The sequence below is a fragment of the Planctomycetaceae bacterium genome (assembly GCA_021371795.1).
Classification (GTDB): Bacteria; Planctomycetota; Phycisphaerae; order Sedimentisphaerales; family UBA12454; genus UBA12454.
Genome location: JAJFVK010000019.1, coordinates 358,269 through 383,588 on the forward strand (window position 1 = coordinate 358,269; position 25,320 = coordinate 383,588).

21 protein-coding genes are annotated in these 25,320 nt (G+C 42.9%); 10 read left to right on the forward strand and 11 right to left on the reverse strand.

Features of this window, described 5'->3' with window-relative positions; all coding sequences use genetic code 11:
• Positions 1-41 precede the first annotated feature (41 nt).
• Positions 42-1,175 carry a rhomboid family intramembrane serine protease gene (locus LLF92_10275; protein ID MCE5341490.1) on the reverse strand — a complete coding sequence of 378 codons (1,134 nt, stop codon included), beginning with the start codon at positions 1,173-1,175 and terminating at the stop codon, positions 42-44.
• Between the two features lie 125 nt (positions 1,176-1,300).
• Between LLF92_10275 and LLF92_10280 the strand changes: the two genes are divergently transcribed.
• The gene (locus LLF92_10280; GenBank protein MCE5341491.1) at positions 1,301-2,344 is read left to right on the forward strand and encodes a 3-deoxy-7-phosphoheptulonate synthase; all 1,044 of its coding nucleotides are present in this window, start codon (positions 1,301-1,303) and stop codon (positions 2,342-2,344) included.
• Here LLF92_10280 and cysK read toward each other — a convergent pair.
• Positions 2,339-3,226, reverse strand: coding sequence for a cysteine synthase A (gene cysK / locus LLF92_10285; GenBank protein MCE5341492.1), 888 nt, complete (start codon positions 3,224-3,226; stop codon positions 2,339-2,341). The two genes, LLF92_10280 and cysK, sit on opposite strands and share 6 nt — an antisense overlap.
• A 165-nt stretch (positions 3,227-3,391) precedes the next feature.
• Here cysK and lepB point away from each other — a divergent pair, with 165 nt between their 5' ends.
• A complete protein-coding gene (gene lepB / locus LLF92_10290) occupies positions 3,392-4,873 on the forward strand; it encodes a signal peptidase I (protein ID MCE5341493.1) in 1,482 nt (493 codons plus the stop codon).
• Between the two features lie 2 nt (positions 4,874-4,875).
• Here the strand turns inward: lepB and LLF92_10295 are convergent, their stop codons facing one another.
• From LLF92_10295 to LLF92_10325, 7 genes are all read right to left on the reverse strand, one after another.
• Positions 4,876-6,489, reverse strand: coding sequence for a response regulator (locus LLF92_10295; protein MCE5341494.1), 1,614 nt, complete (start codon positions 6,487-6,489; stop codon positions 4,876-4,878).
• A complete protein-coding gene (locus LLF92_10300; GenBank protein ID MCE5341495.1) occupies positions 6,467-6,940 on the reverse strand; it encodes a response regulator in 474 nt (157 codons plus the stop codon). Before LLF92_10300 ends, LLF92_10295 begins: the two co-directional genes overlap by 23 nt.
• Before the next feature lie 39 nt (positions 6,941-6,979).
• Positions 6,980-7,411, reverse strand: a complete 432-nt coding sequence (locus LLF92_10305) for a response regulator (protein MCE5341496.1) — start codon at positions 7,409-7,411, stop codon at positions 6,980-6,982.
• Between the two features lie 199 nt (positions 7,412-7,610).
• Positions 7,611-9,347: a PAS domain S-box protein gene (locus LLF92_10310; GenBank protein MCE5341497.1), complete on the reverse strand. Its 1,737-nt coding sequence runs from the start codon at positions 9,345-9,347 to the stop codon at positions 7,611-7,613.
• Positions 9,344-9,886: a heme NO-binding domain-containing protein gene (locus tag LLF92_10315; GenBank protein MCE5341498.1), complete on the reverse strand. Its 543-nt coding sequence runs from the start codon at positions 9,884-9,886 to the stop codon at positions 9,344-9,346. Before LLF92_10315 ends, LLF92_10310 begins: the two co-directional genes overlap by 4 nt.
• Before the next feature lie 276 nt (positions 9,887-10,162).
• Positions 10,163-10,645, reverse strand: coding sequence for a response regulator (locus LLF92_10320; protein MCE5341499.1), 483 nt, complete (start codon positions 10,643-10,645; stop codon positions 10,163-10,165).
• Positions 10,646-10,661: 16 nt separating this feature from the next.
• Positions 10,662-10,919, reverse strand: coding sequence for a hypothetical protein (locus LLF92_10325; GenBank protein ID MCE5341500.1), 258 nt, complete (start codon positions 10,917-10,919; stop codon positions 10,662-10,664).
• Between the two features lie 114 nt (positions 10,920-11,033).
• On the opposite strand from LLF92_10325, the gene LLF92_10330 reads away from it, so the two are divergent.
• Positions 11,034-11,816, forward strand: coding sequence for a HAMP domain-containing histidine kinase (locus tag LLF92_10330; protein ID MCE5341501.1), 783 nt, complete (start codon positions 11,034-11,036; stop codon positions 11,814-11,816).
• Between the two features lie 761 nt (positions 11,817-12,577).
• On the opposite strand, the gene LLF92_10335 is transcribed toward LLF92_10330, so the two are convergent.
• Positions 12,578-13,351 (reverse strand): hypothetical protein, encoded by a 774-nt coding sequence (locus LLF92_10335; protein MCE5341502.1) that lies wholly within the window; start codon positions 13,349-13,351, stop codon positions 12,578-12,580.
• Between the two features lie 97 nt (positions 13,352-13,448).
• Positions 13,449-15,032 (reverse strand): DUF262 domain-containing protein, encoded by a 1,584-nt coding sequence (locus tag LLF92_10340; protein MCE5341503.1) that lies wholly within the window; start codon positions 15,030-15,032, stop codon positions 13,449-13,451.
• 521 nt (positions 15,033-15,553) lie between these two features.
• Between LLF92_10340 and LLF92_10345 the strand changes: the two genes are divergently transcribed.
• The 7 genes from LLF92_10345 to murQ all read left to right on the forward strand — a co-directional run bounded on the left by LLF92_10345 (position 15,554) and on the right by murQ (position 25,313).
• Complete coding sequence (locus LLF92_10345; protein MCE5341504.1) at positions 15,554-17,440, forward strand: TolC family protein; 1,887 nt, start codon at positions 15,554-15,556, stop codon at positions 17,438-17,440.
• A 66-nt stretch (positions 17,441-17,506) separates the two neighbouring features.
• Positions 17,507-19,267 (forward strand): hypothetical protein, encoded by a 1,761-nt coding sequence (locus LLF92_10350; protein MCE5341505.1) that lies wholly within the window; start codon positions 17,507-17,509, stop codon positions 19,265-19,267.
• A gap of 39 nt (positions 19,268-19,306) precedes the next feature.
• Positions 19,307-19,981, forward strand: coding sequence for an ABC transporter ATP-binding protein (locus LLF92_10355; protein MCE5341506.1), 675 nt, complete (start codon positions 19,307-19,309; stop codon positions 19,979-19,981).
• A gap of 130 nt (positions 19,982-20,111) precedes the next feature.
• Positions 20,112-21,386 (forward strand): ABC transporter permease, encoded by a 1,275-nt coding sequence (locus LLF92_10360; protein ID MCE5341507.1) that lies wholly within the window; start codon positions 20,112-20,114, stop codon positions 21,384-21,386.
• 178 nt (positions 21,387-21,564) lie between these two features.
• Positions 21,565-23,244 (forward strand): family 20 glycosylhydrolase, encoded by a 1,680-nt coding sequence (locus tag LLF92_10365; protein ID MCE5341508.1) that lies wholly within the window; start codon positions 21,565-21,567, stop codon positions 23,242-23,244.
• 34 nt (positions 23,245-23,278) lie between these two features.
• Entirely contained in the window at positions 23,279-24,370 is a 1,092-nt protein-coding gene (locus LLF92_10370; protein ID MCE5341509.1) for an anhydro-N-acetylmuramic acid kinase, read from the forward strand.
• A gap of 37 nt (positions 24,371-24,407) precedes the next feature.
• The gene (gene murQ, locus LLF92_10375) at positions 24,408-25,313 is read left to right on the forward strand and encodes an N-acetylmuramic acid 6-phosphate etherase (GenBank protein ID MCE5341510.1); all 906 of its coding nucleotides are present in this window, start codon (positions 24,408-24,410) and stop codon (positions 25,311-25,313) included.
• Positions 25,314-25,320: the final 7 nt, after the last annotated feature.

The window sequence follows — 25,320 nt, forward strand, 5'->3', positions numbered from 1 at the left end:
AATGAAAATTCTCAAATGTTCAAAAACACAAATCGCACCTACTAATGTTTCGGAATCTTCACCGGTCTTTTGCACAGCGGGCACTTGCCAATTTTACCGGCGTATTGAATCGGCATTTTCAGTTTTTTACCGCACTCACAAGAAAAGCGTATAATGCCGACAGGAGCTTCCTGCGGTCGTGTATGCACTGAAACCTTTGGCACTGGAGCGGCAGGTGTTTGCGTGATGTGGACTCCAGTCCACGCGGCATTCTCCGGCTGCAAAAACTCGCCAAGTTCCGGCGGCAATTCGGAAGACTGTTTGAAAAACGCATCGGCGGGTAATACAGGTATTTCTATTTTAGGTGCAGTTTTTATTTCTTCCTGAACCTGCTGCTCTTGCATAAAATCGCCGGCAATGGCGCGATTCCAGTTTTGTACTTTAGGTTTAGCGGCTTGCTTTCTGTCTTCGAGCATCTGCAACAGCGATATTTCATAGCGTTCCATTTTGATGAAGTTTGTTTTCAGCATTACAATCGCAATCGCAACCCCTGCTGCGAAACCGCCTATGTGTGCGAAATACGCGACGTTGCTGTGGCCGATAAATGCGCCGAAAATATCAAACGCGAACCACAGTAAAATAATCGCGTAACTTGGAACATCGAATTGCCGCCAGTAAATTAATGTTATCGTACAAAAGCACGTGATCTCATTTGTCGGAAAGAACACAAGATACATTCCGACAATACCATTAATAGCGCCGCTTGCGCCGAGCATCGGCATATTGCCTGAAAAAAGCAGGTACGACACACCTGCGCAAAGCCCCACAAAAATATAAATCGGCAGATAAATTAGATTGCCTATTTTAGAGCAGACAGAATTGCCAAAAATCCAGAGAAACAGCAGATTTCCAGCAATATGAAATATATCGCCGTGCAGCCATATATGCGTAAACAGTTGCTTAAACGACCAGCCGTCAAGCATATAGTCATCGTAAGGAACTTTAATGCTTTCGATTGAATTTACATCCTCTTGCGTCAGAGTGTACTTATCGCCGACAATCTGCTCAATTTTCTCACGGCGCTGCCGATTTTGGGGAATCTGCCATGCAAAGACTGCAATGATAGATATTATCAAGAGCCAGTTGAGAAACGGCAGCTTGTCCTGCGGCACGTCAACCTTCCACGGTATTATCATCTTGTTGGAATCCTCCTTTGGTTTCCGCTTTTATAGTACTGTTTTACACTGAATATTGCAAGTAAAATCGTTGAAATGTGTCAAAAATTAGCTATACTGGAAGTTTATATATTTTTTGAGCTAATATGGAACTGACAGACAATCTAAATATTAAAGGTTTTAAGCCGCTCATAACGCCGGACGATTTGAAGAAAAAACTTCCGCTCTCGGACGAAACAGCGCACCTTGTCGCTCAAAGCAGGAAAATCATCCAGTCGATTTTGACCGGCGAAGACAAAAGGCGAATCGTAATAACCGGCCCCTGCTCGCTGCACGATAAAAAAGCAACTTTTGATTACGCACAAAAACTAAAAAAACTTCAGGATGCGTTCGCAAATAAACTGTTGATTGTAATGCGGACATATTTTGAAAAACCGCGCACGACACTCGGCTGGAAAGGTATGCTCTACGACCCCGGCCTTGACGGCTCATACGAGATTGAAGAAGGAATTTGTCGCGCACGTGAAATATTGCTCGAAATCGGCAAAATTGGTCTGCCGTGCGCTACTGAATTTCTCGACCCGATTGTGCCGCAGTACTTTGCTGATTTAATTTCATGGGCGGCGATTGGCGCGCGAACCGCCGAGTCGCAGATTCACCGCCAGATGGCAAGCGGTTTATCTATGCCGATTGGTTTTAAAAATTCAACGGATGGAAATCTTTCTGCCGCTGTTGACGCTGTGAAAGCCGCAGCGAGTCCCCATTCATTTTTGGGAATCGGACGCAACGGTCAGGTTATAATCGCTGAAACCACTGGAAATAAATTCGGCCATATAGTTATGCGAGGCGGCACCGACGGCCCGAATTACACCGCCGAGTATGTCGCTTTCGCGGGCGTTATGCTCCAAAAGGCGGGAATATCAAACGGCGTTATCATTGATTGCAGCCACGCAAATTCAAACAAGGATTACAGGCTCCAGCGTAATGCGTTAATTGATGTAGCGATGCAGATGAAAACCGGAACGAAATTAATCAGCGGCGTTATGCTCGAAAGTTTCATTACCGAGGGCAGCCAAAGGCCGGACAAAGTCGAGAAACTTGTTTACGGCAAATCGCTTACCGACGGCTGCATAGGCTGGGACGAAACACAGGAACTCGTCAGCGTTTTCGCCGACGCCGTTAAATCATAACAAAGCGGTGCTGAAATATCTTTCCGCTCTGTCCGGAAGGACAGTTGCGATGTTGCCTTTATATTTTTTTGCAAGCTGACGCGCAGCCCACACATTTGCGCCGGATGAAATTCCGACAAGCAGGCCGAATGAATTGCCTAACTGCCTTGTTGTCTCGATAGCGTCTTCATCCGTAACTTCAACCACTTCGTCAACGATTGAGACATCGAGCACCGCTGGTATGAAACCGTCTCCAATCCCCTGAATCTGGTGCAGTCCCGGCTCGTGCCCAAGCAATGCGCTTACATTTTTTGGTTCAACGGCTACTATTTTTATGTCTTTCCTGTGTTCTTTAAGGAATTTTCCGATACCCTGTAATGTGCCTCCGCTGCCTACGCCTGCGACAAAACAGTTTACATCGCCGCTCATTTGCCGCCAGAGTTCGACTGCCGTCTGTTCATAGTGGACTCGCGGATTGTCAGGATTTTCAAATTGCTGCGGAACAAATATGTGTTTATCCTCTGCGGCCATTTGTTTTACTTTTTCTACCGCTCCGCCGATGCTCTTTTTTGCAGGAGTAAGAATAAGCTCTGCTCCAAGCGCTTTTATAAGTTTCTTGCGTTCTTCGCTCATATTCTCCGGCATTACGATGATGACTTTGTAGCCTTTAAGCCTGCCGACAAGCGCGATGCCAATGCCGGTGTTTCCGCTGGTAGGTTCGACAATGATGGAATTTGCTTTTAGCCTGCCGTCGCGTTCTGCCCCTTCGAGCATGGCCAGCGCCACCCTGTCTTTTATACTTCCGCCGGGATTAAGAAACTCCGCCTTAGCATAAATAGTTTCGCCTTTAAGCCTGATTAACGGCGTGTTGCCAATTAGGTCAAGAATATTGTCCGTAAGCATAGGTATTCCTTGTCTGCTGCCTGATATTCTGTTCTAAATACCGAATTTTAATCCGAAAGAATATCTCTTTTTACATTAATCGTCAATGGCCTTTTCCGCTGTAAACAATTCTTGCAGTTTAACAGATTTAGGGTATATTTACTTTTTTATTTTTTAAGGTTAAATATGACAGAATCGAAAAAAAGTAAGACCGCCGAATCGATTGCGAATACTTTTGAATGGATTATCACCGCTTTTGTGCTGGCGTTTGTGTTCAGGGCGTTTGTGCTCGAGGCGTTCCGCATTCCAACCGGCAGTATGGCCGACACGCTAATGGGCGATCATTTCCGTATGCGATGCACTCAATGCGGTTATAAATATGAGTATAATTTCAATCCTTACGTTCAGCAGCGTTATGCTTTAGCCGGCGGATATTACAAACCTTATCCCCTGCCCAGATGCCCAAGCTGCGGATATTACGAAAGCCCTGATATGATGGCCGTTAAGTCCAACGGCGACAGAATACTCGTCTTCAAGAGTCTGTATCAATTTGTCGAGCCAAAGCGATGGGACGTGTTTGTCTTCAAGAACCCCACTGAGCCGAAGATTAATTACATTAAAAGACTCATCGGCAAACCCGGCGAAACAGTCGAGGTAATCGACGGCGACGTATATATCGATGGCAAGCTTGCTCGCAGACCTGCGAAAGTCCGGCAGGAGCATTGGATGCCGGTCTACAATAATAATTTTCAGCCGATACAGCCGCTCGAAGGCAGATTCAATGAACATGGCTGGCAGCAGCCTTTCACGAACGAGCCAAATTCACAATGGCAATGGCAGACTGCCCAACCGTTGGAGTTTACACTGGCCACCGATGCGGACAAAATCAATACAATGTTTTATGATACTCAAAAAGGAAATGATTTCCGCGCAACCTATGCTTATGACAATCCGGGAGCGTATCCGTATATGCCGTTTTGCAGCGATTTGATGATGAAATTAGCTGTCAAACAAAGCAGTACCGGCGTAATGGGAATCGCCCTTTCAAAGTATAAGACCTCATACAAGGCGTCGCTTGATTCAGACGGTACGATGAGAATTGTGAAAATCGCTGAAGATGGAAACGCTGTCGAGCTTGCAAAAAAACAAATCTCCGTTGCGTTTACGGATAAATATGTCCCTGTCAGCTTTTCAGATTCAGACCATTTGCTTGCGTTTGAAGTCGCCGGCGAAAAACTTGTGTTCGACCTCGGAACAGAGCCGAATGATGCCGGTCCGCGATTTGCTGAAATTGCGCCGACGGCGGCTTTCTTCGGCAGCGGAAATTTGACTATCAATGATGTACAGCTTTACCGTGACATTTATTATATGAGCAATGCTGGAACACAGCCTGTTCTTCGTGCCGGCGAAGGAAATCCTTTCACACTCGGTCAGGACGAATTTTTCGCGTGCGGCGATAACAGTCCCGACAGTTACGACTCAAGACTCTGGTCGTCTGAAGGAATCGGCAACAATGGCATTTCGTATCGGATGGGCATTGTGCCGAGAGATTATCTGGTAGGAAAAGCGTTTTTTGTTTATTGGCCGGGCGGTTTTAGACCGGGAAATTTCAAACTCGCGATTATCCCCAATGTCGGCCGTATGCGATTTATTTATGGCGGTGAATAATTTTACGCGGTGTGAACAACTTCTGCCTGCGTTATATATTTGCACAGTACCTTGATTAACAGACCGCAATCTATCGGCTTGGCGATAAAATCGTCGCTGCCTGCCTGACGGCATTGCTGTTCATCTTCGTGCATAAGGCTGGCGGTCATTGCTATAATTGGTATTTTGAATCCCATACTATGCAGTTTTTTTGTTACCTCGAATCCTTTCATATTAGGCAGCTGCATATCCATTAGAATCAAATCGAATTTTTCAGTTTGAACAGCTTCTATCGCCTGTAAACCGTCTGCTGTAACACTGACGGTAAATCCGAGTTTTTCAAGTGTGCGCCGCAAAAATAACTGATTCGCGGGGCTGTCTTCAACGACCAGAATTTCCCCGGAAAACTTCCCATTATATTCTTTAATTACATCGTGACTGGATGCTTTGCGGCATGTATGAACGACATCGGCAGGTATCGACAATATAAATGTAGAGCCTTTTCCTTCTTCGCTTGTGAATTTTATACTGCCGCCGAGGAGTTTGGCAAGCTGGCGTGTCACTGCCAGTCCCAGGCCTGTTCCGCCGTATTTGCGTGTCATACTGCCGTCGGCTTGCGTAAAGACCTCAAATATAGCATCGTGTTTGTCTGCCGGAATTCCAATACCTGTATCAGTTACGCGGAACTCGATAAAGGATTTTTCATTGTCCGCAAAAGATTCCACTGCTATATCAATTTTCCCCTGCTCTGTAAATTTGATTGCGTTGCTGACAAGGTTAATCAGGCACTGACGCAGTTTCAGTGAGTCAGTTTTGATTAGAGGCGGTACATTTTGCTCACATACTACATTAAACTCAAGGTTTTTGGCGGTCGCTTCAGGCCTCATCAGCGATTCGATATTCGCGATTAATTCCTGGACATCGCATTCTGTTTTTTCAACTTTCATCCTGCCGGCTTCAATTCTTGAAAAATCAAGAATATCATTAATTAGCAGGAGAAGCCTTTTAGCGCTGTCGAGAATCAGTTTGACATAACTTTTCTGCACGTCGCCGAGCGGCTCTTCGGCGAGTACTTCGCCAAACCCGATAATCGCATTCATCGGCGTTCTTATTTCATGGCTTATATTGGCAAGAAACTGGCTTTTCGCAACATTGGCTTTTTCCGCCTCCTGCGCCAGTATATTTGCTTTTATTGTTGTTTGCATCAGTTGGGCGTTCGTTTGCTCAAGCTCGTTTTTGGCTTCTATCAGGCTCGCCTTGGATTTTTTTCTCTCAATGGCATATCGTATGGTTTTGACAAGAGTGTATTCAAGACCGCTGCCTTTGACTAAATAGTCTTCTGCACCTGCGCGAATTGCCTCCAGGCCCGCATCATCATCATCAAAACCTGTAAGCACGACTATCGGAACATTCGGCACAGCCGCGGAAACTTTTTCAACAATTTCCGTGCCCCTGCAATCCGACAAATTCATGTCTTCCAGAATTATATCGTAAGTTCCGGACTGCATCTTGCCCAGTGCTTCCGATAAGGACGCAGCGGTATCGATGTTGAATCTGACGCTTCCTTGTGACTGAACAAGGACGAGTTTGACTAATCTGCGGTCAAGCTCATCATCATCGACAAGTAAAACTTTCACTATATTCTCTTGCTGGGTCATGTACCACTCTTTTGCAAACTGTAAACCAATAATCGCTTAATTTTTGAATTACTTCCTGGAAATCCGGAAGATTAACGGGTTTTTTGATATAGCCTGCCGCCTGAAGCCTGAAACTTTCGAGGATGTCTCTATCCGCATCGCTTGTTGTCAGTATCACAACAGGGACGACTTCCAGAATGTTGTCAGATTTTATCAGACGAAGGAATTCTCGCCCGCCCATACCAGGCATATTCAGGTCGAGCAAAATCAAATCGGGCATTAAAGCTTGTTCCTCTTTTATTTTCTGAAGATAGGCCAAAGCGTCCTCACCGCAGTTAAATACAAGAGGCATATTGGTTATTTTCTGCTCTCTCAGCGAGGTCTTGATGAGCTTTTGGTCGCCCGGGTCATCCTCAACCAACATAATTGTTACTGCTTTGTAAATTTCCATTTTTGCTCCAATATTTCAAAAAGTTGTTAAACTAATTTGCTATATCACACTTGAAACTGGGTACCAGTACTGCACTATTGTTTCGAATACCGAATTATATTCCTGCAATGACGCCATTTTATGTATATAGCCCGCCGCGTGCAGTTTGTAACATTCATCCACATCGTTTTGCTGGTCTGACGAAGACAGCACCACTATCGGAATAGACTCAAAATCTTCACTGGCTTTTATTTCTTTCAGAAAGCCTTTGCCGCCCAGTCCGAGCATATTCAAATCAAGCAGAATCAAACCTGGCCGCGGAAATTTCGCCGGATTATCCAGCGTCTTCTGCAAATATTTTAAAGCGTATTCGGCATTGGGTACCATTTTAAGATCTACATTGTACCCGCAGTTCATCAGCGCGTTTTTGACCAGAACCTGATCTGCCGAATCGTTTTCGATTAACAGCACTTTTATTAGTTTATTTTCCATATATTCCCCTTTCATACTTTCACGCACGAAACTATTGATCTCCATCGCATACAATTTCGCACATATACATATTTATACTGAACATCCTTCCACCGCACTGGCAGGTGTCAGTTTCTTTTTACTGTCATTTATCACAATATCATATCCATATCCCAAATCCATATATGCGATTCCTCTGCTCATTATGGCCGGATTCCGCCTATACAGTTGACTTTTCTTCGGCACTTACTGCATCTGACTTAACCTGATTTTTGGAGTCAATAACATCATATTCTACATTGTTGCCGACAGCAGGCACCGTAAACCAGAAAGTCGAGCCTTTGCCGTATTCGGATTCAGCGCCGATTTTCCCGCCGTGGCGTTCGGCGATTTTTTTGCACACGGCAAGACCGATGCCCGTACCCTCGTATTCGTTTCTCGTATGCAAACGCTTGAACATCGCGAATATCGAGGTCAAATATTCCGGCTTGATTCCGATTCCATTATCGGACACTTCGATTCTAACCATTCCGTCTGCGTCCGGTTTGCTGGCGATAGTTATTTTCGGCGTTCTGTCCTTCGGCTGGTATTTTATGCCGTTGGCGATAATATTTTGCAGCATTTGACGTATTTGACCTGGGTCTGCGTTAACACAAGGCAGCGACGCGGGAACTTCTACGATTACGTTTTTCTCCTGCAGAACAACCGACAGTTCGAACTGCCGCAATTGTGTTATAATTTCGTTCAGGTCAACAGCCTGCGGCGGAAGTTTCCTTGTACTTGCACGCGAGTAAGCCAGCAGCCCCTCAATCATCATATTCATTCGGGTTGCGCCGTCTATCATAAACTTCAGGTTTTCAGAGTCATCGGCATCAAGTTTGTCTTTCAATGATTTTTCCAAAATACTGCCGAACGCCGTGATTTTCCGCAGCGGCTCACGCAAATCGTGCGAAGCTATATAAACAAAATTTTTCATTTCCTCGTTTGCCTCTTTGAGTTTGACCATTGAACTCTCAAGCTCTGCGTTAAGATGTTTCACCTTTTCTTCATCTTTCTTGCGATCGGTTATATCCATGAAAGCCTCAAGAAGCACTTCCTCGTTGCCGATTTTCAGAGGTACTGCGGTTTTTATGATAGGTATTGTTTGTCCTTGCTTTGTTATTAATTTTCTTTCAGAATGATCAAGCGTTTGTCCGCAATCCAGAATCGGACATTTATTTATTTCCGCCGGACATAACGTACGATGGCACAGACTGCCGACAAGTTCTTCCTTGTCAAAGCCTGTCAGTTTCATCACGGCATTATTTACTCTTCGAATTATTTTGTCTTTTCCGACAACAAGAACGCCGAAAGGCATTGCGTCTAACATATCCTGCAGAATCTGTTGCGAGCGTCTTATCTCTTCTTCCGCCTTTTTACGTTCGGTTATTTCATTTTCAAGAACAGCATTAACCGACTCCAATCGCCGTTTTGCAGTCTCGATTTCTCTGTTTTTGTTTTTTAAGGCACTTGCCGCGGAAGCAGCTTCCTTGAGGGAGAAAAATGTTTCCCCTCGAGCTACCAGTAGGTCAATAAGATGGTCATGCTCTGGAAAATCGTCCATGGAAAACAATGACAGGTCCTCGTTAGTTTTCGCATTCGGCGTTGCCAACAGAACAAAGCCGTCACCGGAACGCAGCCATCGACCAATTAAAGGGGTTTCGTTATTGTTATTAAGAAGTAAAAATTCGCGGGATTCGTCCACTTTTGTTTGCAGAATTACCGTAGATATTTCTTCAGAACAATTTTTTAATTTAAGCAGGTCAGATATTCTTATGCCGACTGCTTCAGGCCTATGTTTTAGGATTGCACTGCTCGCCCACATTATCGTCATATTTTCGTCCGTCACAAGAATGAACGGCACTATGCCCGACAATGACTCTAAACTAATTTCCGTAATGGCAGCATCCTGTTTCATGGGAAGCTTATCTCCATAGTACATCGGTTGTCCCCCTTGTACATGCAGGCCGTTTCACGAACCTCAAGCTGCTGGCCAAAGAGTATTCCCACGCCGAGAATCAGTCCGCGAAGCACGGCGCACAGCCGACGTCCGGATGAGTAATGCATAAGCAATCGACCGTCCGGCAGTTCCTCATAGTCAAACTTGGGAGGCAACGCACCTAAAACACTTCTGGTAACATGTTCGTGAACTCGACCCATATTAAGAAGAAATTCACGAGGCGACAAACCTGCCATCTGAAAATACGTGGGGTAGTACTTTTTCAGAACATTCGGCACCATAAACTTTCCATACTCGACCATCACTGTTTCCAATGGCAGGCCGGAAACCTCTGATGCAGCCTTGATCAAAGCTATTGTCATCTCATCAGGATAGTCAAGGCTGACAGCAAAGAATGGCTCCTCGCAGCCGGCAATCGACTTGACTTTTTCCCATGCCGGCTCTCCATATTTATTCTCAACCATTTCTTGAATGCCCTTATTGATAATACCTTTCATAACGACCTTCCTTAATCCAGGATTTCCAACTTATTCCCACTCAGCTTCGCCGCCAGTCCTACATTCGATATTTTGATCTGCATACTTTTTTATAAACCAATTGTTATTAAAACACTTACAGACACTATAGTTAACATTATTAAATCGTCATAAAAAGGGATGCTGTTGATGAAATTCTATGAAAATGAGAACTGTGGGATATATTTAGCAAAAAAGCAAAATTTATCGGACGCAAACTCGGCTGATTTTTTTTAAATGAATTATGGACTTGAATTGTTACTTTTGCGCTTTTTCCAGTTCGCTAAGATACGCAAGTGTTTTTTCAAGTTTGTCGGTCAGGTGCTTGAGTTTGAGCATTGTCCGGACTCTCGTCAGTAGTTCGAATTTATTCACCGGCTTGCTCAAAAAATCGTCAGTTCCGGATTCAATCGCCCTTTCGATATCGCCCATTTCGCTAAGGGCAGTAACCATAATCACCGGCAAATCCGCTGTAGCCGGATTGTTCTTGATTCTTCGGCAGACTTCAAAACCGCTCATCTTCGGCATCATAACGTCCAGCAGAACCAAATCAGGCTTGTTTTCCTTGATAATTTCCAGCGCAATAATGCCGTCCTGTGCTGGTATCGTCTTACATTCAATGTCTTCCAAATACGCCTGTATCAATTCCAAATTCTGCTCGTTGTCGTCAACTACCAGAATTTTCGCGATTTCTTTTCCACTGTCGTTCATATTTTTTTTCGCCGTACTTTTACCAGACATAGTATAATATTTCCTTTTATCCGCCGTTCTGTTCAACAAAATCTCTTACCTCCGGCCGGAGGTAAATTGTTTCGATATCAACGATTTCTTTTACTGCCCTTGCGCAATTTAACGCGTTCTCATAAATATTAGAATCGGTATCCATAAAAAACATATACCCATTCTTCAATTTGCACAATCCCGCTCCCCCGCCACCCATAGAATCTTTACGTATCTTAACACTGTTGTTCTCCAACAGCTCCACTAAATCGTCAAGTATAGCTTTATTTTCCATACTTTTAAGGAATTTCGTCCATAATGTCGATATCTACAATGGGTTAATATACCGTAATAGCAGTATTTTTTAAAGTATTTTTTATAATTAATATAAAGTGCCCACGGCACATAAATGGAGTCTATATTGGCACCGATTATCGCAAAACGCAGATCCCTTAACAAAGAAATAAGCGAACAACTGCTGCAGAAAAAGGAATTGGAAGCCCGCCTTACACGTTTGCAGACGCTTGCCAACCTCGGCACACTTACGGCTATGATTGCACACGAAATAAATAATATCCTTATGCCGTTAAGCAATTACGCCAACGTCGCCTTGAGCAATCCGAACGATAAAGCGCTTACCGAAAAGGCATTGCAAAAGACAGTCCACAACAGCGCAAGAGCGTCTGAAATCCTCGACAGCATAATGGCCATCGTCAACGGCGAAGCCGCCGAAAAACGCGTCTGCCGATTCAAACAGCTCGTCAGCGAAGTATTCTCCTGCATCAGCAGAGATTTCGAAAAGGACTGCATCAAAGTCGTAAAAGAAATACCGGACGATTTAGACGTTTCCGTCGTACCGGTGCAGATGCAGCAGGTAATGATGAACCTGATAATCAACGCCCGCGAGGCAATGCTGCCAAGAGGCGGAGCTTTAACTATAACAGCCAGACAGGAAAACAATTCTGTTATTATTGAAATCACAGACACAGGAAGCGGAATTTCAGCCGAAGATATGGAAAAAATCTTCCAGCCTTTCTTCACGACCAAAACGCCGACATCACCTGCCGCGCGAGCAGGCGCCGGACTTGGCCTGCATTTCTGTAAAGAGATTGTCGAATCGCACGATGGCACAATTAGCGTAGAATCAAACGCAGGCAAAGGTACAAAGTTCTCTATCACACTTCCAAAATAAACGCAATTTCGTGTTCACCTGTGTTACGAAAATACACGACTTATGGCTGTTTTTACTCAAAATAAGAATGCGCACGTTTTGAACAGTTTCTCTTCTAACCGTCTGCCAAATATCAGATTAACGTTTTTTTCAGTTTTTCAATTTTTTATCAAAAACAGTGTTTAATACGCGCAAGTATTCGGCAAAACGTCAAAAAAACACTCAAAATCCTTCTCAAAAATCAAAAAATTCGAAAATTAGCCAAATCAGCGCAAGTATTCGCTTGCGCAAAATTTCAAACATACTATTAGTAGTAGTCAGCAGCCAGCAGCAAATAGAAATTGCGCGTTCTTATCGCAAAATTACGCAAGGCGCAAGTTTCACAAACAAAAAAAATTACTAAATCACGGTAAAATGCACTGAAATCAACTGGAACGATAATAAATGTCAGTGAAATCGTCAGAAATAACAGAAATGGAAAATCGGTGTTTTGAAAACTTGCAGAGTTTTACGAAGAACACAGAACTTAGAACTCAGAACATAGAATACGGAATTAACTGGCGGCAGACAAGCGTTACGTGGGAATTTTAAATTCTTAATGCTTAATTTTTAATTAAAAAAAGGACTGCCCTATTAATATCTAAAATGTACCGGACACCTTTATTTCTTCCTGCCTACGGCAGACAAGCATTTCGCGGGAATCTAAATTAATTGGTGGCTGTCCCTAATTATTCTCTAATTATTCTAATAGGTCGGCTACTCGTAAGTATTATAAGTATTTTCTATATTAACGCCAATGCTGATATGCACTGGTCAACAACATTACTAAAATATACTTTCATACTGTTCGCAACTATTTTAATTTCATCTTCAGTAAAATTGATCTCATCATCTTCTCTTAAATTTGTTTTGATACTTCTGGGATCCGCATCCTTAATTTGGTCTAGTGCCTTTTTGTTCATGATCCCAGCGGAATGTACTAAAACATGTCTGCAATGCTGAGCTAAAATAATATTATTTGTATTTAAATCTTTTGGTATTTCGAAATCAAAATAATTATTGAATTCTCTAAAAATACTTTTCATGTCTTGAAAATTTATTTCTTTTCTTTTTACAAGCAATTCAGCAACTTTTTTGGGGGACAAGTCAAAATTTAGATCTATCAATTCACCGATCGTAATTTTAATATCGTCCTTGTCTTTGCTTTTTATAGCTTGAGAAAAATTTTTCAATTTGTGGGACAAGGATATTATAAATAAATCTTCTACAGCAGAAGCAAAATATGAAACTAATAATACAATACATTGATTAAACATTTTTTGATAATGAATCGCTAAAGAATCATGCTGCCTAATATCTTTTAGTATTTTATATTGATTATTAATAGTTTGGAGTTTGGGAGAATTTGGTGAAAACTTTTCTAAAGCATCTTTAGCTGTTTGAAGGCTTTTTAACCCTATTCCTTGGACAAGTTCATCGAATTTCATTAAATCGAATACTGATTCAATATTATCATCAAATGATTTACTTACTATTTTTATATTTTCTTTAATCATTTTTAAACGGGTTTGATTCAAAATTATTTTAATTTACACATAATACCAAAACACAAAATCCAAAAATATAGCTGGAAATAATTGTTCAAATTAGTTTTTATTTTATCAATTCACGTACTTTTCCAAGAAGAAGTTTTGCTCTATCAGTTAAAAATTGATCAAAATTTAAGTCTAATGAATTTTCCGGGCATAAGGCGTGGATCATTATATCTTTTAATGTAGTATTAGGAATTAATGTTTTATATTCGTTCGGTGCTTTGTCTTTTATTTTTTGGTTGTCTGCATTGCTAAGAAAGCAGAAATTTGCTAAACAGTTGATTTTATTTTGTGGCGTACCCAATCTTTTTAAATATTTATTTGGGAAAATGTGATGAAATTCATTCCGGTTTGCTTTTTTAAGAACTTCTTCTAGATCAACATTTGCACCAGAAATAAACGATTTAGGTGAAAATTGTGATAGTAGCAAAATGAATGATTTGGTGTTTACAGAAGATACGTTAAAACGACTATTTAAAAAAAATGATTCGTCAATATTTACATTAAATTCTTTAAGTTTATAATCTGGATTTGCTTTTAATTTCTGAAACTCTGCAATATCGGTTTCATGCCTTTTATTAACGCCCGCAGAATATCTTTGAGAAAATATTGACCTCCAAAACCACCTTAAAATTTCTCGTCTTTGACTGTCAGTCATTGTCATTCCAGCTATTTTATTTGAGGCAAAGAATGTGGTTAGTCCAACCATCATTGAAGCAAATGGCATACAAGCCAGCGAAGATACTTTGACTTCTTTTTTTAAGAAGTCTATGCTACTCTTAATGCCATTCTCTACTTCCAAGAATTTATTCCTAACATCTTCCCCTTGCATTCTCAGGATAGCTGATGGAGAAGCTTCATTTACTATAACCCCACTACAACATTTAAGCTGTAAATCTTGATCATTTGAAAAATCACCAAAACCAAATGGTGAAATTTGTTCCACCAGAATATTAAATTTTTCTTGTAAATCGAAATCTTCTGACCAACTCCATGCAGTTAATAATTGGTATATATCCAATTCTGTGCCAGCCCTGTTAATTCTTTCAAATACAATTGCCACCTTATTTCTATCGTCCGTCTCGAGAGATTGTACTTGAATCAATGCTTCTTTAAACTTTTCTTGTACTTTATCAATCTTTGCAATTTTTTCACCAACAAAATTACTTGTTGCTCTGCGATATTCCGCAGAATCAAACATTGTCTTCATTGGAAAATGACGTTTAACATCAACTTCCGAATCTCTTAAAGCAAAAAAAAGACTATCTTGAAGATTCTCGTCAACATCTACGTCAAAATATATATCTATCCATTCGTTTTCAGTATTATCAATGGATGGTTTTAACTCTGTTTGAAAAACACTAAATAGTGAAGTCAATCTTTGCTGACCATCTAACACATAGTTAACGGGGTAGTCTTTTTTAGGTTCAGGTAAAACAAAATGGCCAAGACTTTTTTCGGATTTCAACCTATTATCAGTGCACCATAAAAAAATGGTACCTATAGGAAATCCTTTGTAAATACTATCTATTAAGAAAGCTACCTGATCTGGTAACCATACATATCCTCTTTGAAATGCTGGAATTCTAATGTCCCCTGACGAAATACGATCAATAATTTTTCTTATTGTTAATGGTTCTGCCATTTTATTTCCTTTATAATTATATTTTTTATTTCTTCTCAATCTTCAATGTTTACTGTACCCGCTCTCGGAATATTCATTGACGGATTCAATACTCCCCCGGCACAGGTCCGGGGGCTAAATAAACTGATGATTCCTCGTGATGGCAAAAATAATACCGCCACGTTTTTCATTTTCGCTCCCGTAAAAAAATATATATAGATATTGTATGGGCTTTTTTGTTGTTTTTCAAAGCGAAAATGTAAGGAATTGAATTTTTTGTTGGAAACCACCTACGGCGGGAATGACACAGGGCATTTAATGTTGAAGATTTTTTGAAATTTCTGTTTTATAACCCTGCCAAAGTTCCCTCTGATTTTTCTTTGCAGGGCAGAAAAATCCAGAAGAATCGGGAATTGAAATGATGGCAGGGCTAACCAGATATGTCATTTTTGTAAAATAACTAAATTTTCTATGTTACCTAAACTATCGGCCGATATACTACTTACGTACATGTACATTAATAACAGAGATACTATCGCGATATGAAAAGCAATGTTTATAAGTTGATTATTCACAAAGAGTTAAGAATAAGGCTCTTTGTGTGTTTATTGATATTGGCGGTCTGCAATCTACTGGGGGGTTGCAGCCCTGCCGAGCGGCGCGATGAAATTGACAAAAAAGCAGAAAAAATTCTTGCCGAAAAGCAGTTCGAAGCGACCGGCAAAAATTCACCTTTTTCTATCGAACGGCCAAGCGATATTCTCCGAAAACGGCTGCTCAAAGGTCAAAAACTTCCTGTGTCCGGTGCGGCGTCTTTGGGCGTGGAAGATTTACAAAAAATCGAACATTGGCCGGAGAAAAATTATCCCGCTGAAGTTGTCAGCGGAAAAACAAACGACATCAACGATGTTAATCAGACAGTCGTAATTTCACTGATGCAGTCGCTGCAAATCGGCGCTTATAACAGTATGGATTATCAAACGAAGAAGGAAACGATTTTCCAAACTGCGCTTGACCTTGAACTTGAACGCAACGAATTCCGCAACATATTTTTCGCACAGCTTCAAAATCTCACGAGTACGGACACAACCGGCAACAGGACTGTAAGCGGAAACGTGGTCAGCGGCGATGTCGGCGTCAGCAGAAAATTTATGAACGGCGCAGAAATATCTTCTTCGCTGGGAATAGATTTGGCTAATCTGCTCACACTCGGCGGAGCATCCTCGACAGGACTTGCGGGCGATGCGAGTATTTCCATCCCCCTGCTGCGAGGTTCCGGAAGGCATATTGTTACAGAGCCGCTCGTTCAGGCGGACAGAAACGTTATTTACTCATTCTGGGATTTTGAACAATACAAAAAAGATTTCGCGGTCAATGTCGCGACGAAATATCTGTCCGTAGTTCAGCAATTAGACAGAATCAAAAACAGCGAGGCAGACTATCGCAGCAGAATCGCGTCGGCTAAAAGAAGCCGAAGGCTTGCCGATGCGGGCAGAATTCAGGAAATCGAAGTCGACCAAGCGGTGCAAACCGAATTGTCCGCACGGCAAAACTGGATATCATCAGTACAAGCATATAAAAACCAATTGGACTCATTTAAAGTATTCCTCGGGCTTCCGCCGGATGCGAATATAGCGCTTGACCCGAATGAACTTTCCAAACTTGTCGCATCGTCGAAAGCGATGATGAAGTTAGCAGATGAACAGGCTAAACTTGAGAATGCCGATGCGAACGATGCTAACAGCCTTGTGCTGCTGCTCGAGCCTGATTATAAAAACGCAGGGCATTATGAGATTAAAGAGCCTAACGCTGTTCGGCTGGCATTTTTCAACAGACTTGATTTGCGAACGACTGAAGGTATGGTTTACGATTCGCAACGAGCGGTTGTTGTGGCGGCGGACGCATTGCGGGCTGAATTGACGTTTCTGGGAAGAGCAAATATCGGCTCGCGAAGGTCTTCGGTCGGCTCGGCGACAAATGACAATGCACACTTTGTGTCCAACGAAGGACTTTTCGAATCGCTGGTAACTCTTGATTTGCCGATTGAACGAACCGAAGAAGCTGTGGCCTATCGCAACAGTTACATTCTGCTTCAACAGGCCGTGCGTGATGTTCAGGCGACGGAAGATTCAATTAAATTGGATATTAGAAATTCTTTGCGAAGTTTGCTTGAAGCTCGTGAGAATATGTACATACAGGCAAAGGCGGTTGCTGTCGCACAGAAGCGTGTCAAAAGCGTAAATATGTTTTTGGACGCGGGCCGAGCGGCAATGCGTGATTTGACTGACGCACAGGACGCTTTGCTTGAGGCGCAGAATTCGCTGACGGCGGCGGTTGTGCAGTATAGAATAGCGGAATTGAATATACAAAGAGATATGGGCGTTTTGGAAATAGATGAAAACGGTCTTTGGAAAGAATATGGTAATTAAATCAAAAATTAAATATCAAATATCAAAATTGTGGAATCTAATCCTGATTCATCCAGGAGATAAATTATGAAATTATTAAATAGCAAATACATTATCGGCGTGGTGGTGCTTGCGGCAGCGGTACTGCTGCTGTCTGGATACTTTCTGACTGCAAACGATAATTCAAAATCCAACGGGCCGATATACACAGTCAAAAAAGGCCCTCTGACTATCAGCTTCGTAGAGTCTGGAACGATAAAGGCCAGAGACCAAATCATACTCAAAAGCGAAATTGAAGGCAAAACGCTGATTACCTACGTCGTGCCGGAAGGAACACGTGTAAAAAAAGGCGAACTGCTTATTGAATTAGATGTGAGCGCTCTTGAAGATACGAAAATCGATCGTGAAATAGACGTTCAAAACGCGGAAGCAGCATATATAAGCTCAAACGAAAACCTCGCGGTCGTTAAAAACCAGACGACAAGCGATGTTGACCTTGCGGTGCTGACGCTTGATTTCGCAAAACAGGATTTGGAAAAATATACCAAGGGCGATTATCTGAACGAACTTCACAAACGAGACGCGACAATAACGCTGAACAAAGAAAAATTTGAGCGTGCCAAAGACACGCTGATGTGGTCGGAAAAACTCGCGGGAGAAAATTTCATTTCCAATACTGAACTTCAGGGCGACAGGCTCGCAAAAGATGAAGCGGAAATGAATGTGCAAATCGCAGAACAGGATAAAAAACTGCTCGAAGAATACACCTATAAACGGGAACTTGCACAAAAGACAAGTGATGTCAATCAGGCGGAAATGGCGCTTGAACGCACAAAACGCAAGGCTCACGCCGATGTTATACAGGCCGAAGCGGAACTAAAAGCAAAAGAATCCGAATTCGGACGTCAAAAAGACAAACGCGACAAAATTGTGATGCAAATTTCAAAAACAAAAATATACGCACCGGACGACGGGCTTGTAATTTACGCAAGCAGTGCGAAAAATACCGGCGGCTGGCGAGGCTCAAGCAGCGAACCGCTTGATGTCGGAGTGGAAGTCTATGAACGCCAGGAATTGATTTACCTGCCGACGGGCAACGCTTCTGATGCGGAAATTATGGTGCACGAATCTTATCTGAAAAAAATATCAAAAGGAATGCCGACGGTTATCACAGTCGATGCGCTTCAGGACAAAAAATACTATGGCACAATTCAACAAATTGCGCCCCTGCCGGATGCGCGAAGCATGTGGATGAATCCGGACCTGAAGCTGTACACCACTAAAGTCAGCATCGACGGCGAAGATGTTACGCTGCGAAGCGGTATGAGCTGTCAGGCGGAAATTATCGTCGCACAGTACAAAGAAGCACTTTATGTTCCTCTGCAGGCAGTTATCAGAATCGGGCAGGAACCTACAGTGTATGTCAAAAACGGCAAAACTTTCGAGCCGAGAACAGTTAAAGTCGGATTGGATAACAACAAAGTCATTCACATCATTGAAGGGCTAAAAGACGGAGATGTAGTTCTGCTCAATCCTCCACTCAAAGCGGCAGCAACGGCGAACACAAAGACCGACAAAGATTTCGGTGATGGTATGCAGGGGAAAATCTCTGACGGACTGAAAAGCGTCGAGACAACTATAAATGCAAACACCGATACAAACACCGCCCCGGCAGCTACGCCAAAAGACGATGCCGAAGCCAAAAAAGCTGAACGAATCAGGAAAAAACTTCAAAATATGACGCCTGAACAACTCGAAGAAATGAAAAAGAAATTCGAGAAAATGACGCCGGAAGAACAAGAGAAAGAAAAAGAAAAAATGAAGAAAATGTTCGAAAGCGAAAATTAAATTTCAAAATTGCGGATTCGCCTGCGGCGACAGTATTTTATGGACATAGTCAGATTTAATAATATTCACAAGATTTATGAAATGGGAAGCGAACCTGTACGTGCGCTGGACGGGGTGAGTATCACATTTGAAAAAGGCAGCTTCTGGGCGATAATGGGGCCAAGCGGGTCGGGTAAAAGCACAATGATGAATATTCTCGGCTGCCTTGACCGCCCTACTTCCGGACAGTATTTGCTGCAGTATAAAGATGTGAGCACGCTGGACGACGACGAGCTAAGCGATATCAGACTCAAATACATCGGCTTCATCTTTCAAAGCTTCAATCTGATTCCGCAACTAACGGTTCAGAAAAATATCGAACTGCCGTTGTATTATCTGGGCTGGAGCGCTGAAGAAAGTGAAAAAAAAGCGAAAGAACTGGCTGAGAAAGTCGGACTTGAAAGCAGACTTAATCACAGGCCTGCGCAGCTTTCCGGCGGACAAATGCAGAGAGTGGCCGTTGCGCGTTCGCTGGCTGCCGACCCGCATATTATTCTCGCCGATGAGCCGACAGGAAATCTCGACAGTCATACAGGCGTTCAGATTATGGAACTGCTGACTGAACTGAATAAAGAAGGCACAACGATTATTATGGTAACGCACGAGCCGGATATCGCGGCTTATGCGCGCAGCCGACTGCATATGAAAGACGGTCTTATAGAGAAAATCGGATAACTAAATGCAAAAATTAAAAATAAAAAATCAAAATTGTGGAATCCCGACAATGCCGGGATGGCTGTTTTATTTCGGCTATGCCTGTATGGAAAATTATGTATATTAAACTATTCAGGTTAATGTAAAAGCAATGGCACTGCATCAATCAAAAATCGCGAGAAACGTACTGTCAGGCATCGAAAACCTGCTGCTGCATAAACTGCGCTCGTGTCTGACGATGCTGGGCGTTGTGTTCGGCGTCGGCAGCGTCGTAGCGATGCTCGCGGTCGGCGAAGGCGCAAGCAAAGACGCACTTCTTCGCATACAGAAATTAGGCAGTAATAATATCATTATCAACTCGGTCAAATCCCTGGAAGAAGATGCACAATCCACGCAGCATTCGCACATGAGCATATACGGCCTGACCTATCTCGATTACGACAGGATACGAACAAACTTTCCGACCGTTAAACAGGTATCGCCGGCAAAACTTATCCGCAAAGAATCAAAAGTCGGGTCCAATATACTGGAACTGCGAATCGTCGGCACAACAAGCGAATGGTTCCAACTGGTTCCACGACAAATACTGGCAGGCAGAGTGTTCGACCAGAGAGATGTTGAAAATTGCTCGGCAACGGCAGTGCTGACGGAATTCGGAGCAAGAAAACTGCTGGCAAACAAAAACTCCATCGGTCAGCCAATCAAAATCGGCGGCGATTCGTTTGAAGTAATAGGAATTATCAAAAACGAAGAAGGCATGGCCGGAAATATTCAGATTCCGGACCAGCAGGTTGATGCTTATGTGCCTTTGAGCACAGTTAAAAAATATTTCGGCGATACCTTTTTTAAAAGAACAAGTGGCACGATGACGTTTGAACTCGTCGAACTGCACCAAATTATTGTGCAGGCCGACGATATCAAAGATGTCGAGGACACTGCGGCCGGCATCGAGAGAATGCTGCAGAGCTTCCACAAGAAAAACGATTATGTTATAAGCGTTCCACTTGCCCTTCTCAAAGAGGCAGAGGCAACCAAGCAAAGATTCAATATCGTTCTCGGTTCAATTGCAAGCATAAGTCTGCTCGTCGGCGGTATCGGAATTATGAATATTATGCTCGCATCCGTTACCGAACGTACCCGCGAAATAGGCATCCGGCGGGCTATCGGCGCCAAACGACGACAAATTGTCATCCAATTTCTTATCGAAACGGTCGTGCTGTCTACACTGGGCGGCATCATAGGACTGGCGATGGGAATCACTATTCCGCTAATCATTACGTACTTCGCGAAAATGCCGACGGTTATCACACCCATCAGTATTATTCTGCCCCTGTTCATCAGCGTAGGCATCGGCATTATCTTCGGGCTTTATCCGGCAATTAACGCCGCGAAAGTTGACCCGATTGTCGCATTAAGACACGAATAGATTCAAATTCGAAATACTAAACACTAAATCCTAAACAATATCAAATTACCAAAATTCTAATGTTCAAAACAACTGAATGACCAACAACCAAATACGTCAGTGGCATGAAAGAGGAAAATATTGTCATTTTGTCTAATTATGTTATACTAATCGCTTTATAATTATCAGGGAAGATACAATGTTTGAAAAGTTACTGATACCGCTGAAAAAAGTTTCTCTGCGCAAAGGATTTTTCCGCCTTACAGATTCGGCTGTGTTGAAATTTTATCAGGACAACGCTATTAGCAATCCTGAAGGATATAAAATTGAAATTCTCGCTGACGGTGTAGAAATTTTTACCGCGACAGAAGCCGGCAGTTTCTACGCTATTCAAACCCTCAAAGACCTCTCGGTAATTTATAACGATAAACTGCCCTGCTGCGTTATCGAGGATTGGCCTGATTTCAAACGACGAGGCGTTTATCTCGACTGCTCACGCGGAAAAGTGCCGAAGTTAAGCACGCTTAAACAACTGACAGAGAGACTGGCACGCTGGAAAATCAACGAACTGCAATTATACATCGAAAATGTTTTCACATTCAAAAAACATCCGCTTATCGGCAAAGGCTACAGTCCTTTCACGCCGGCGGAAATTATCGAATTGCGGGAATACTGCAAAAAATATCACATAAAACTCGTCGGCTCACTGGCAAGTTTCGGGCACTTTGAAAGAATACTCTCGCTGCCGAAATATCAGCATCTTGGCGAACTTGCGGGCTATCGCGGACTTCCTGGCGGAACAACGCTCTGTCCCATTGACGCCGGTTCAATAAAACTCGTAAGCGATTTATACAGCGAATTTGTGCCGCTGTTCGAAGCTGAAGACTTTAACGTCTGCTGCGATGAGACGTGGGAACTGGGCGAAGGCAGGAGTAAAAAATTGGCCGACAAAATCGGCAAAGGCGAAATATACCTGCAATTCCTGTTGAAAATTCATAAGCTCTGCCAGAAATACGGCAAGCGGATGAATGTCTGGGCGGACATTGTTCTAAAGCATCCTGAACTGCTGAAAAAACTGCCGAAAGATATTGTTATGCTCAACTGGGAGTACGAACAGGCCGGCGAAAATTTATATCGCACAAAAGAAATCGCCAAGGCGGGTCTGCCGTTTATGGTCTGCCCCGGCACAAGCAGTTGGCTCACTCACGGAACAAGACTTGCCAACGCGATGGGAAACGTTGCTAATTTCGCCAAACAGGGACGAAAATTCGGAGCTGAAGGACTTCTCAATACCGACTGGGGTGATAACGAACATCGTAATCTGCTCGGCGTGAGTCTGCATAGTTTCGCACACGGCGCTGCGCATAGCTGGAACGGCAAAGCAGTCGATGAAGAGAAATTCACTCAAAAGTTTTGCGCCAGTATTTTTGGGCAGGAAAATAAAAAAATCGCAGATATAATAAAGAAGATTGGCAGTAATTACCTCACCTGCGGAACAAACGTACCGAATAGAAGCTGGCTGTATCCCGCACTTGTCGAACCGGTAAAAAACATCACACCAGACAGCTATATTTATAAAATGAGCGACAAGGGATTGAAGAAAATAATTGCAGACTCATACGAGTGCAGATACACGGGTCTGCCCCTACAAAACTTTGAAAAGATTACACTGGAAGAAATACAGCTTGCGGCAAGAATGGATGTTCTGGCAGCCAAAAGAGCACTGGCTATCAAAAATAACAAGTATTCAGAACTGCGGAAATTGCAAAAGCCGTTTATGGGAATGGCGGACGATTTCAAAAAATTATGGCTGATAAGAAATAAGCCGTCGAGATTAAAAGATAATTTAAAATTATTTCAACAAGCCACAGAGTTTTAGCCACAGAGAACACAGAGCTCACAGAGAAAAAAATATGCGAATAATCGGATTAATGGCAGGAACCAGCGCTGACGGAGTTGACGCAGCGGCGGTAGAAATCAAAGGGACACAAGTGAAAGTCCTTGCGTTCGATACTTTCGTGTTTTTGCCGGAGGTCAGAAGAAAAATTCTCGAACTCGGCGAACAGAAACGATTTTCCGCAGGTGAAATTTCAGATTTTAATTTTCAGCTTGGTGAAATTTTTGGCGATGCGGTTATGAAATTATGCAAAAAGCATAAAATCAATCTCAAAACTATCGACCTTATCGGTTCGCACGGTCAAACAATTTTTCACAGGCCGGCGAAGAGCACTTTTCAAATTGGCGAGCCTTCCATAATCGCTTATAAGACCGGCACAACAACGGTAGCCGATTTCAGGCCGAAAGATATTGCCGCCGGCGGTCAGGGTGCGCCGTTAGTTCCATTCGCGGATTATTTTTTGTTTAAGTCAAAGAAAAATCGGGCGATTCAGAATATAGGCGGTATCGCAAACGTTACTTTTTTACCGAGCAACTACAAATCTAAAGATATTATTGCCTTTGATACAGGGCCGGGTAATATGATTATCGACAGGCTGGTATTTTTACTGACGAAAGGCAAACAGAACTTCGACAGAGGTGGAAAAATAGCCGCTAAAGGAAAAGTAAATCAAAAAATCCTTGCACAGATGCTGGCCAATCCGTATTTTCACATCAAGCCTCCAAAATCGACCGGCAGAGAACTTTTCGGCAAAGAATACACTGATGCGTTTTATAAAAAACTTCCCAATGAAGATATAATCACAACCGCGACGGCCTTTACCACTGTCAGTATCACGGACGCATACAAAAAGTTTTTGCCGAAAATGCCGGATGAAATTATTCTGTGCGGAGGCGGAGCGAAAAATAAAACTTTAGTTGCAATGCTGAAAGAAAACACTAAAAGCAAAATTATGTTTACAGATGATTTCGGAATCAATAGCGACGCCAAGGAAGCGGTATCGTTTGCGATTCTGGCTTATGCGACGATAAAGGGAATTGCAAATAACGTGCCGAGCGCAACCGGCGCAAAACAAGCAGTAGTTTTAGGGAAAATAATACAGGGATAACTTACGCATCGCCGTACCGGCGACGGCTAAACGAACTATGAAAAAACAAAAAATATTACCAACGACAGAAAAACGGAATAAGAAAAGCGCAAACATTGACAGGCTTTCCACTATTGGAATTGTCAAACTTATCAACGGCGAAGACAGACTTATTGCCGGCGTGGTCGGCAAAGAAGCGGGTAAAATAGCCGCGGCGGTCGATATGATTGTCGAACGGTTCAAACGCGGCGGAAGGCTGTTTTATGTCGGAGCAGGCACAAGCGGCAGGCTTGGCGTTTTGGACGCTTCGGAATGTCCGCCGACGTTCGGCGTAAATCCTCTGCTGGTTCAGGGTATTATCGCAGGCGGAAAACGCGCTCTTGTGCGAGCGGCCGAGGGCGCTGAAGATAAAATCTACGACGGCATCGCGGCAATCATCAAACGCAAAATAAAACCTAATGATATTGTTGCCGGCATCGCGGCTTGCGGACTGACGCCTTTCGTTCGGGCGGCTCTGAAAGAAGCCAAACGCCGAAAAGCAGGTACGATTTTTATAACCTGTTCGGAGACTGCGAATGACAACGCGGCCGAGATAATTATCAATCCAGTTGTCGGGCCGGAAGTAATCACTGGCTCAACGCGGATGAAAGCAGGCACGGCAACGAAACTTGTGCTTAATCTGCTGACGACAACCGCAATGATAAAGATGGGTAAAGTTTACGGCAATCTTATGGTCGATTTGAAAGCAACAAATAATAAATTGAAAGACAGGTCGGTGCGAATTGTTGCGGAACTGACCGGACTTTCAAAAGCAAAGGCAAACGCCCTGCTGAAACGCGCAGACGGAAAAGTCAAAAACGCGATTGTAATGTTCTACCGCAAATGCGATTCGCAAAAGGCAATTGAAATATTGGATAGCTGCGGGCAATCGCTAAGGTATGCTATTGAAATCGACACAGATTAACACTGTT

What these genes read in the sequence shown, in the direction of transcription:
- LLF92_10320 (MCE5341499.1), bottom strand. Translation starts at nt 10,645, where the DNA reads ATGTCTGGTAAAAGTACGGCGAAAAAAAATATGAACGACAGTGGAAAA.
- LLF92_10340 (MCE5341503.1), bottom strand. Translation starts at nt 15,032, where the DNA reads ATGGCAGAACCATTAACAATAAGAAAAATTATTGATCGTATTTCGTCA.
- LLF92_10275 (MCE5341490.1), bottom strand. Translation starts at nt 1,175, where the DNA reads ATGATAATACCGTGGAAGGTTGACGTGCCGCAGGACAAGCTGCCGTTT.
- lepB (MCE5341493.1), top strand. Translation starts at nt 3,392, where the DNA reads ATGACAGAATCGAAAAAAAGTAAGACCGCCGAATCGATTGCGAATACT.
- LLF92_10355 (MCE5341506.1), top strand. Translation starts at nt 19,307, where the DNA reads ATGGACATAGTCAGATTTAATAATATTCACAAGATTTATGAAATGGGA.
- LLF92_10300 (MCE5341495.1), bottom strand. Translation starts at nt 6,940, where the DNA reads ATGGAAATTTACAAAGCAGTAACAATTATGTTGGTTGAGGATGACCCG.
- LLF92_10310 (MCE5341497.1), bottom strand. Translation starts at nt 9,347, where the DNA reads ATGAAACAGGATGCTGCCATTACGGAAATTAGTTTAGAGTCATTGTCG.
- LLF92_10370 (MCE5341509.1), top strand. Translation starts at nt 23,279, where the DNA reads ATGCGAATAATCGGATTAATGGCAGGAACCAGCGCTGACGGAGTTGAC.
- LLF92_10350 (MCE5341505.1), top strand. Translation starts at nt 17,507, where the DNA reads ATGAAATTATTAAATAGCAAATACATTATCGGCGTGGTGGTGCTTGCG.
- murQ (MCE5341510.1), top strand. Translation starts at nt 24,408, where the DNA reads ATGAAAAAACAAAAAATATTACCAACGACAGAAAAACGGAATAAGAAA.
- LLF92_10360 (MCE5341507.1), top strand. Translation starts at nt 20,112, where the DNA reads ATGGCACTGCATCAATCAAAAATCGCGAGAAACGTACTGTCAGGCATC.
- LLF92_10280 (MCE5341491.1), top strand. Translation starts at nt 1,301, where the DNA reads ATGGAACTGACAGACAATCTAAATATTAAAGGTTTTAAGCCGCTCATA.
- LLF92_10305 (MCE5341496.1), bottom strand. Translation starts at nt 7,411, where the DNA reads ATGGAAAATAAACTAATAAAAGTGCTGTTAATCGAAAACGATTCGGCA.
- LLF92_10335 (MCE5341502.1), bottom strand. Translation starts at nt 13,351, where the DNA reads ATGATTAAAGAAAATATAAAAATAGTAAGTAAATCATTTGATGATAAT.
- cysK (MCE5341492.1), bottom strand. Translation starts at nt 3,226, where the DNA reads ATGCTTACGGACAATATTCTTGACCTAATTGGCAACACGCCGTTAATC.
- LLF92_10330 (MCE5341501.1), top strand. Translation starts at nt 11,034, where the DNA reads ATGGAGTCTATATTGGCACCGATTATCGCAAAACGCAGATCCCTTAAC.
- LLF92_10345 (MCE5341504.1), top strand. Translation starts at nt 15,554, where the DNA reads ATGAAAAGCAATGTTTATAAGTTGATTATTCACAAAGAGTTAAGAATA.
- LLF92_10315 (MCE5341498.1), bottom strand. Translation starts at nt 9,886, where the DNA reads ATGAAAGGTATTATCAATAAGGGCATTCAAGAAATGGTTGAGAATAAA.
- LLF92_10365 (MCE5341508.1), top strand. Translation starts at nt 21,565, where the DNA reads ATGTTTGAAAAGTTACTGATACCGCTGAAAAAAGTTTCTCTGCGCAAA.
- LLF92_10325 (MCE5341500.1), bottom strand. Translation starts at nt 10,919, where the DNA reads ATGGAAAATAAAGCTATACTTGACGATTTAGTGGAGCTGTTGGAGAAC.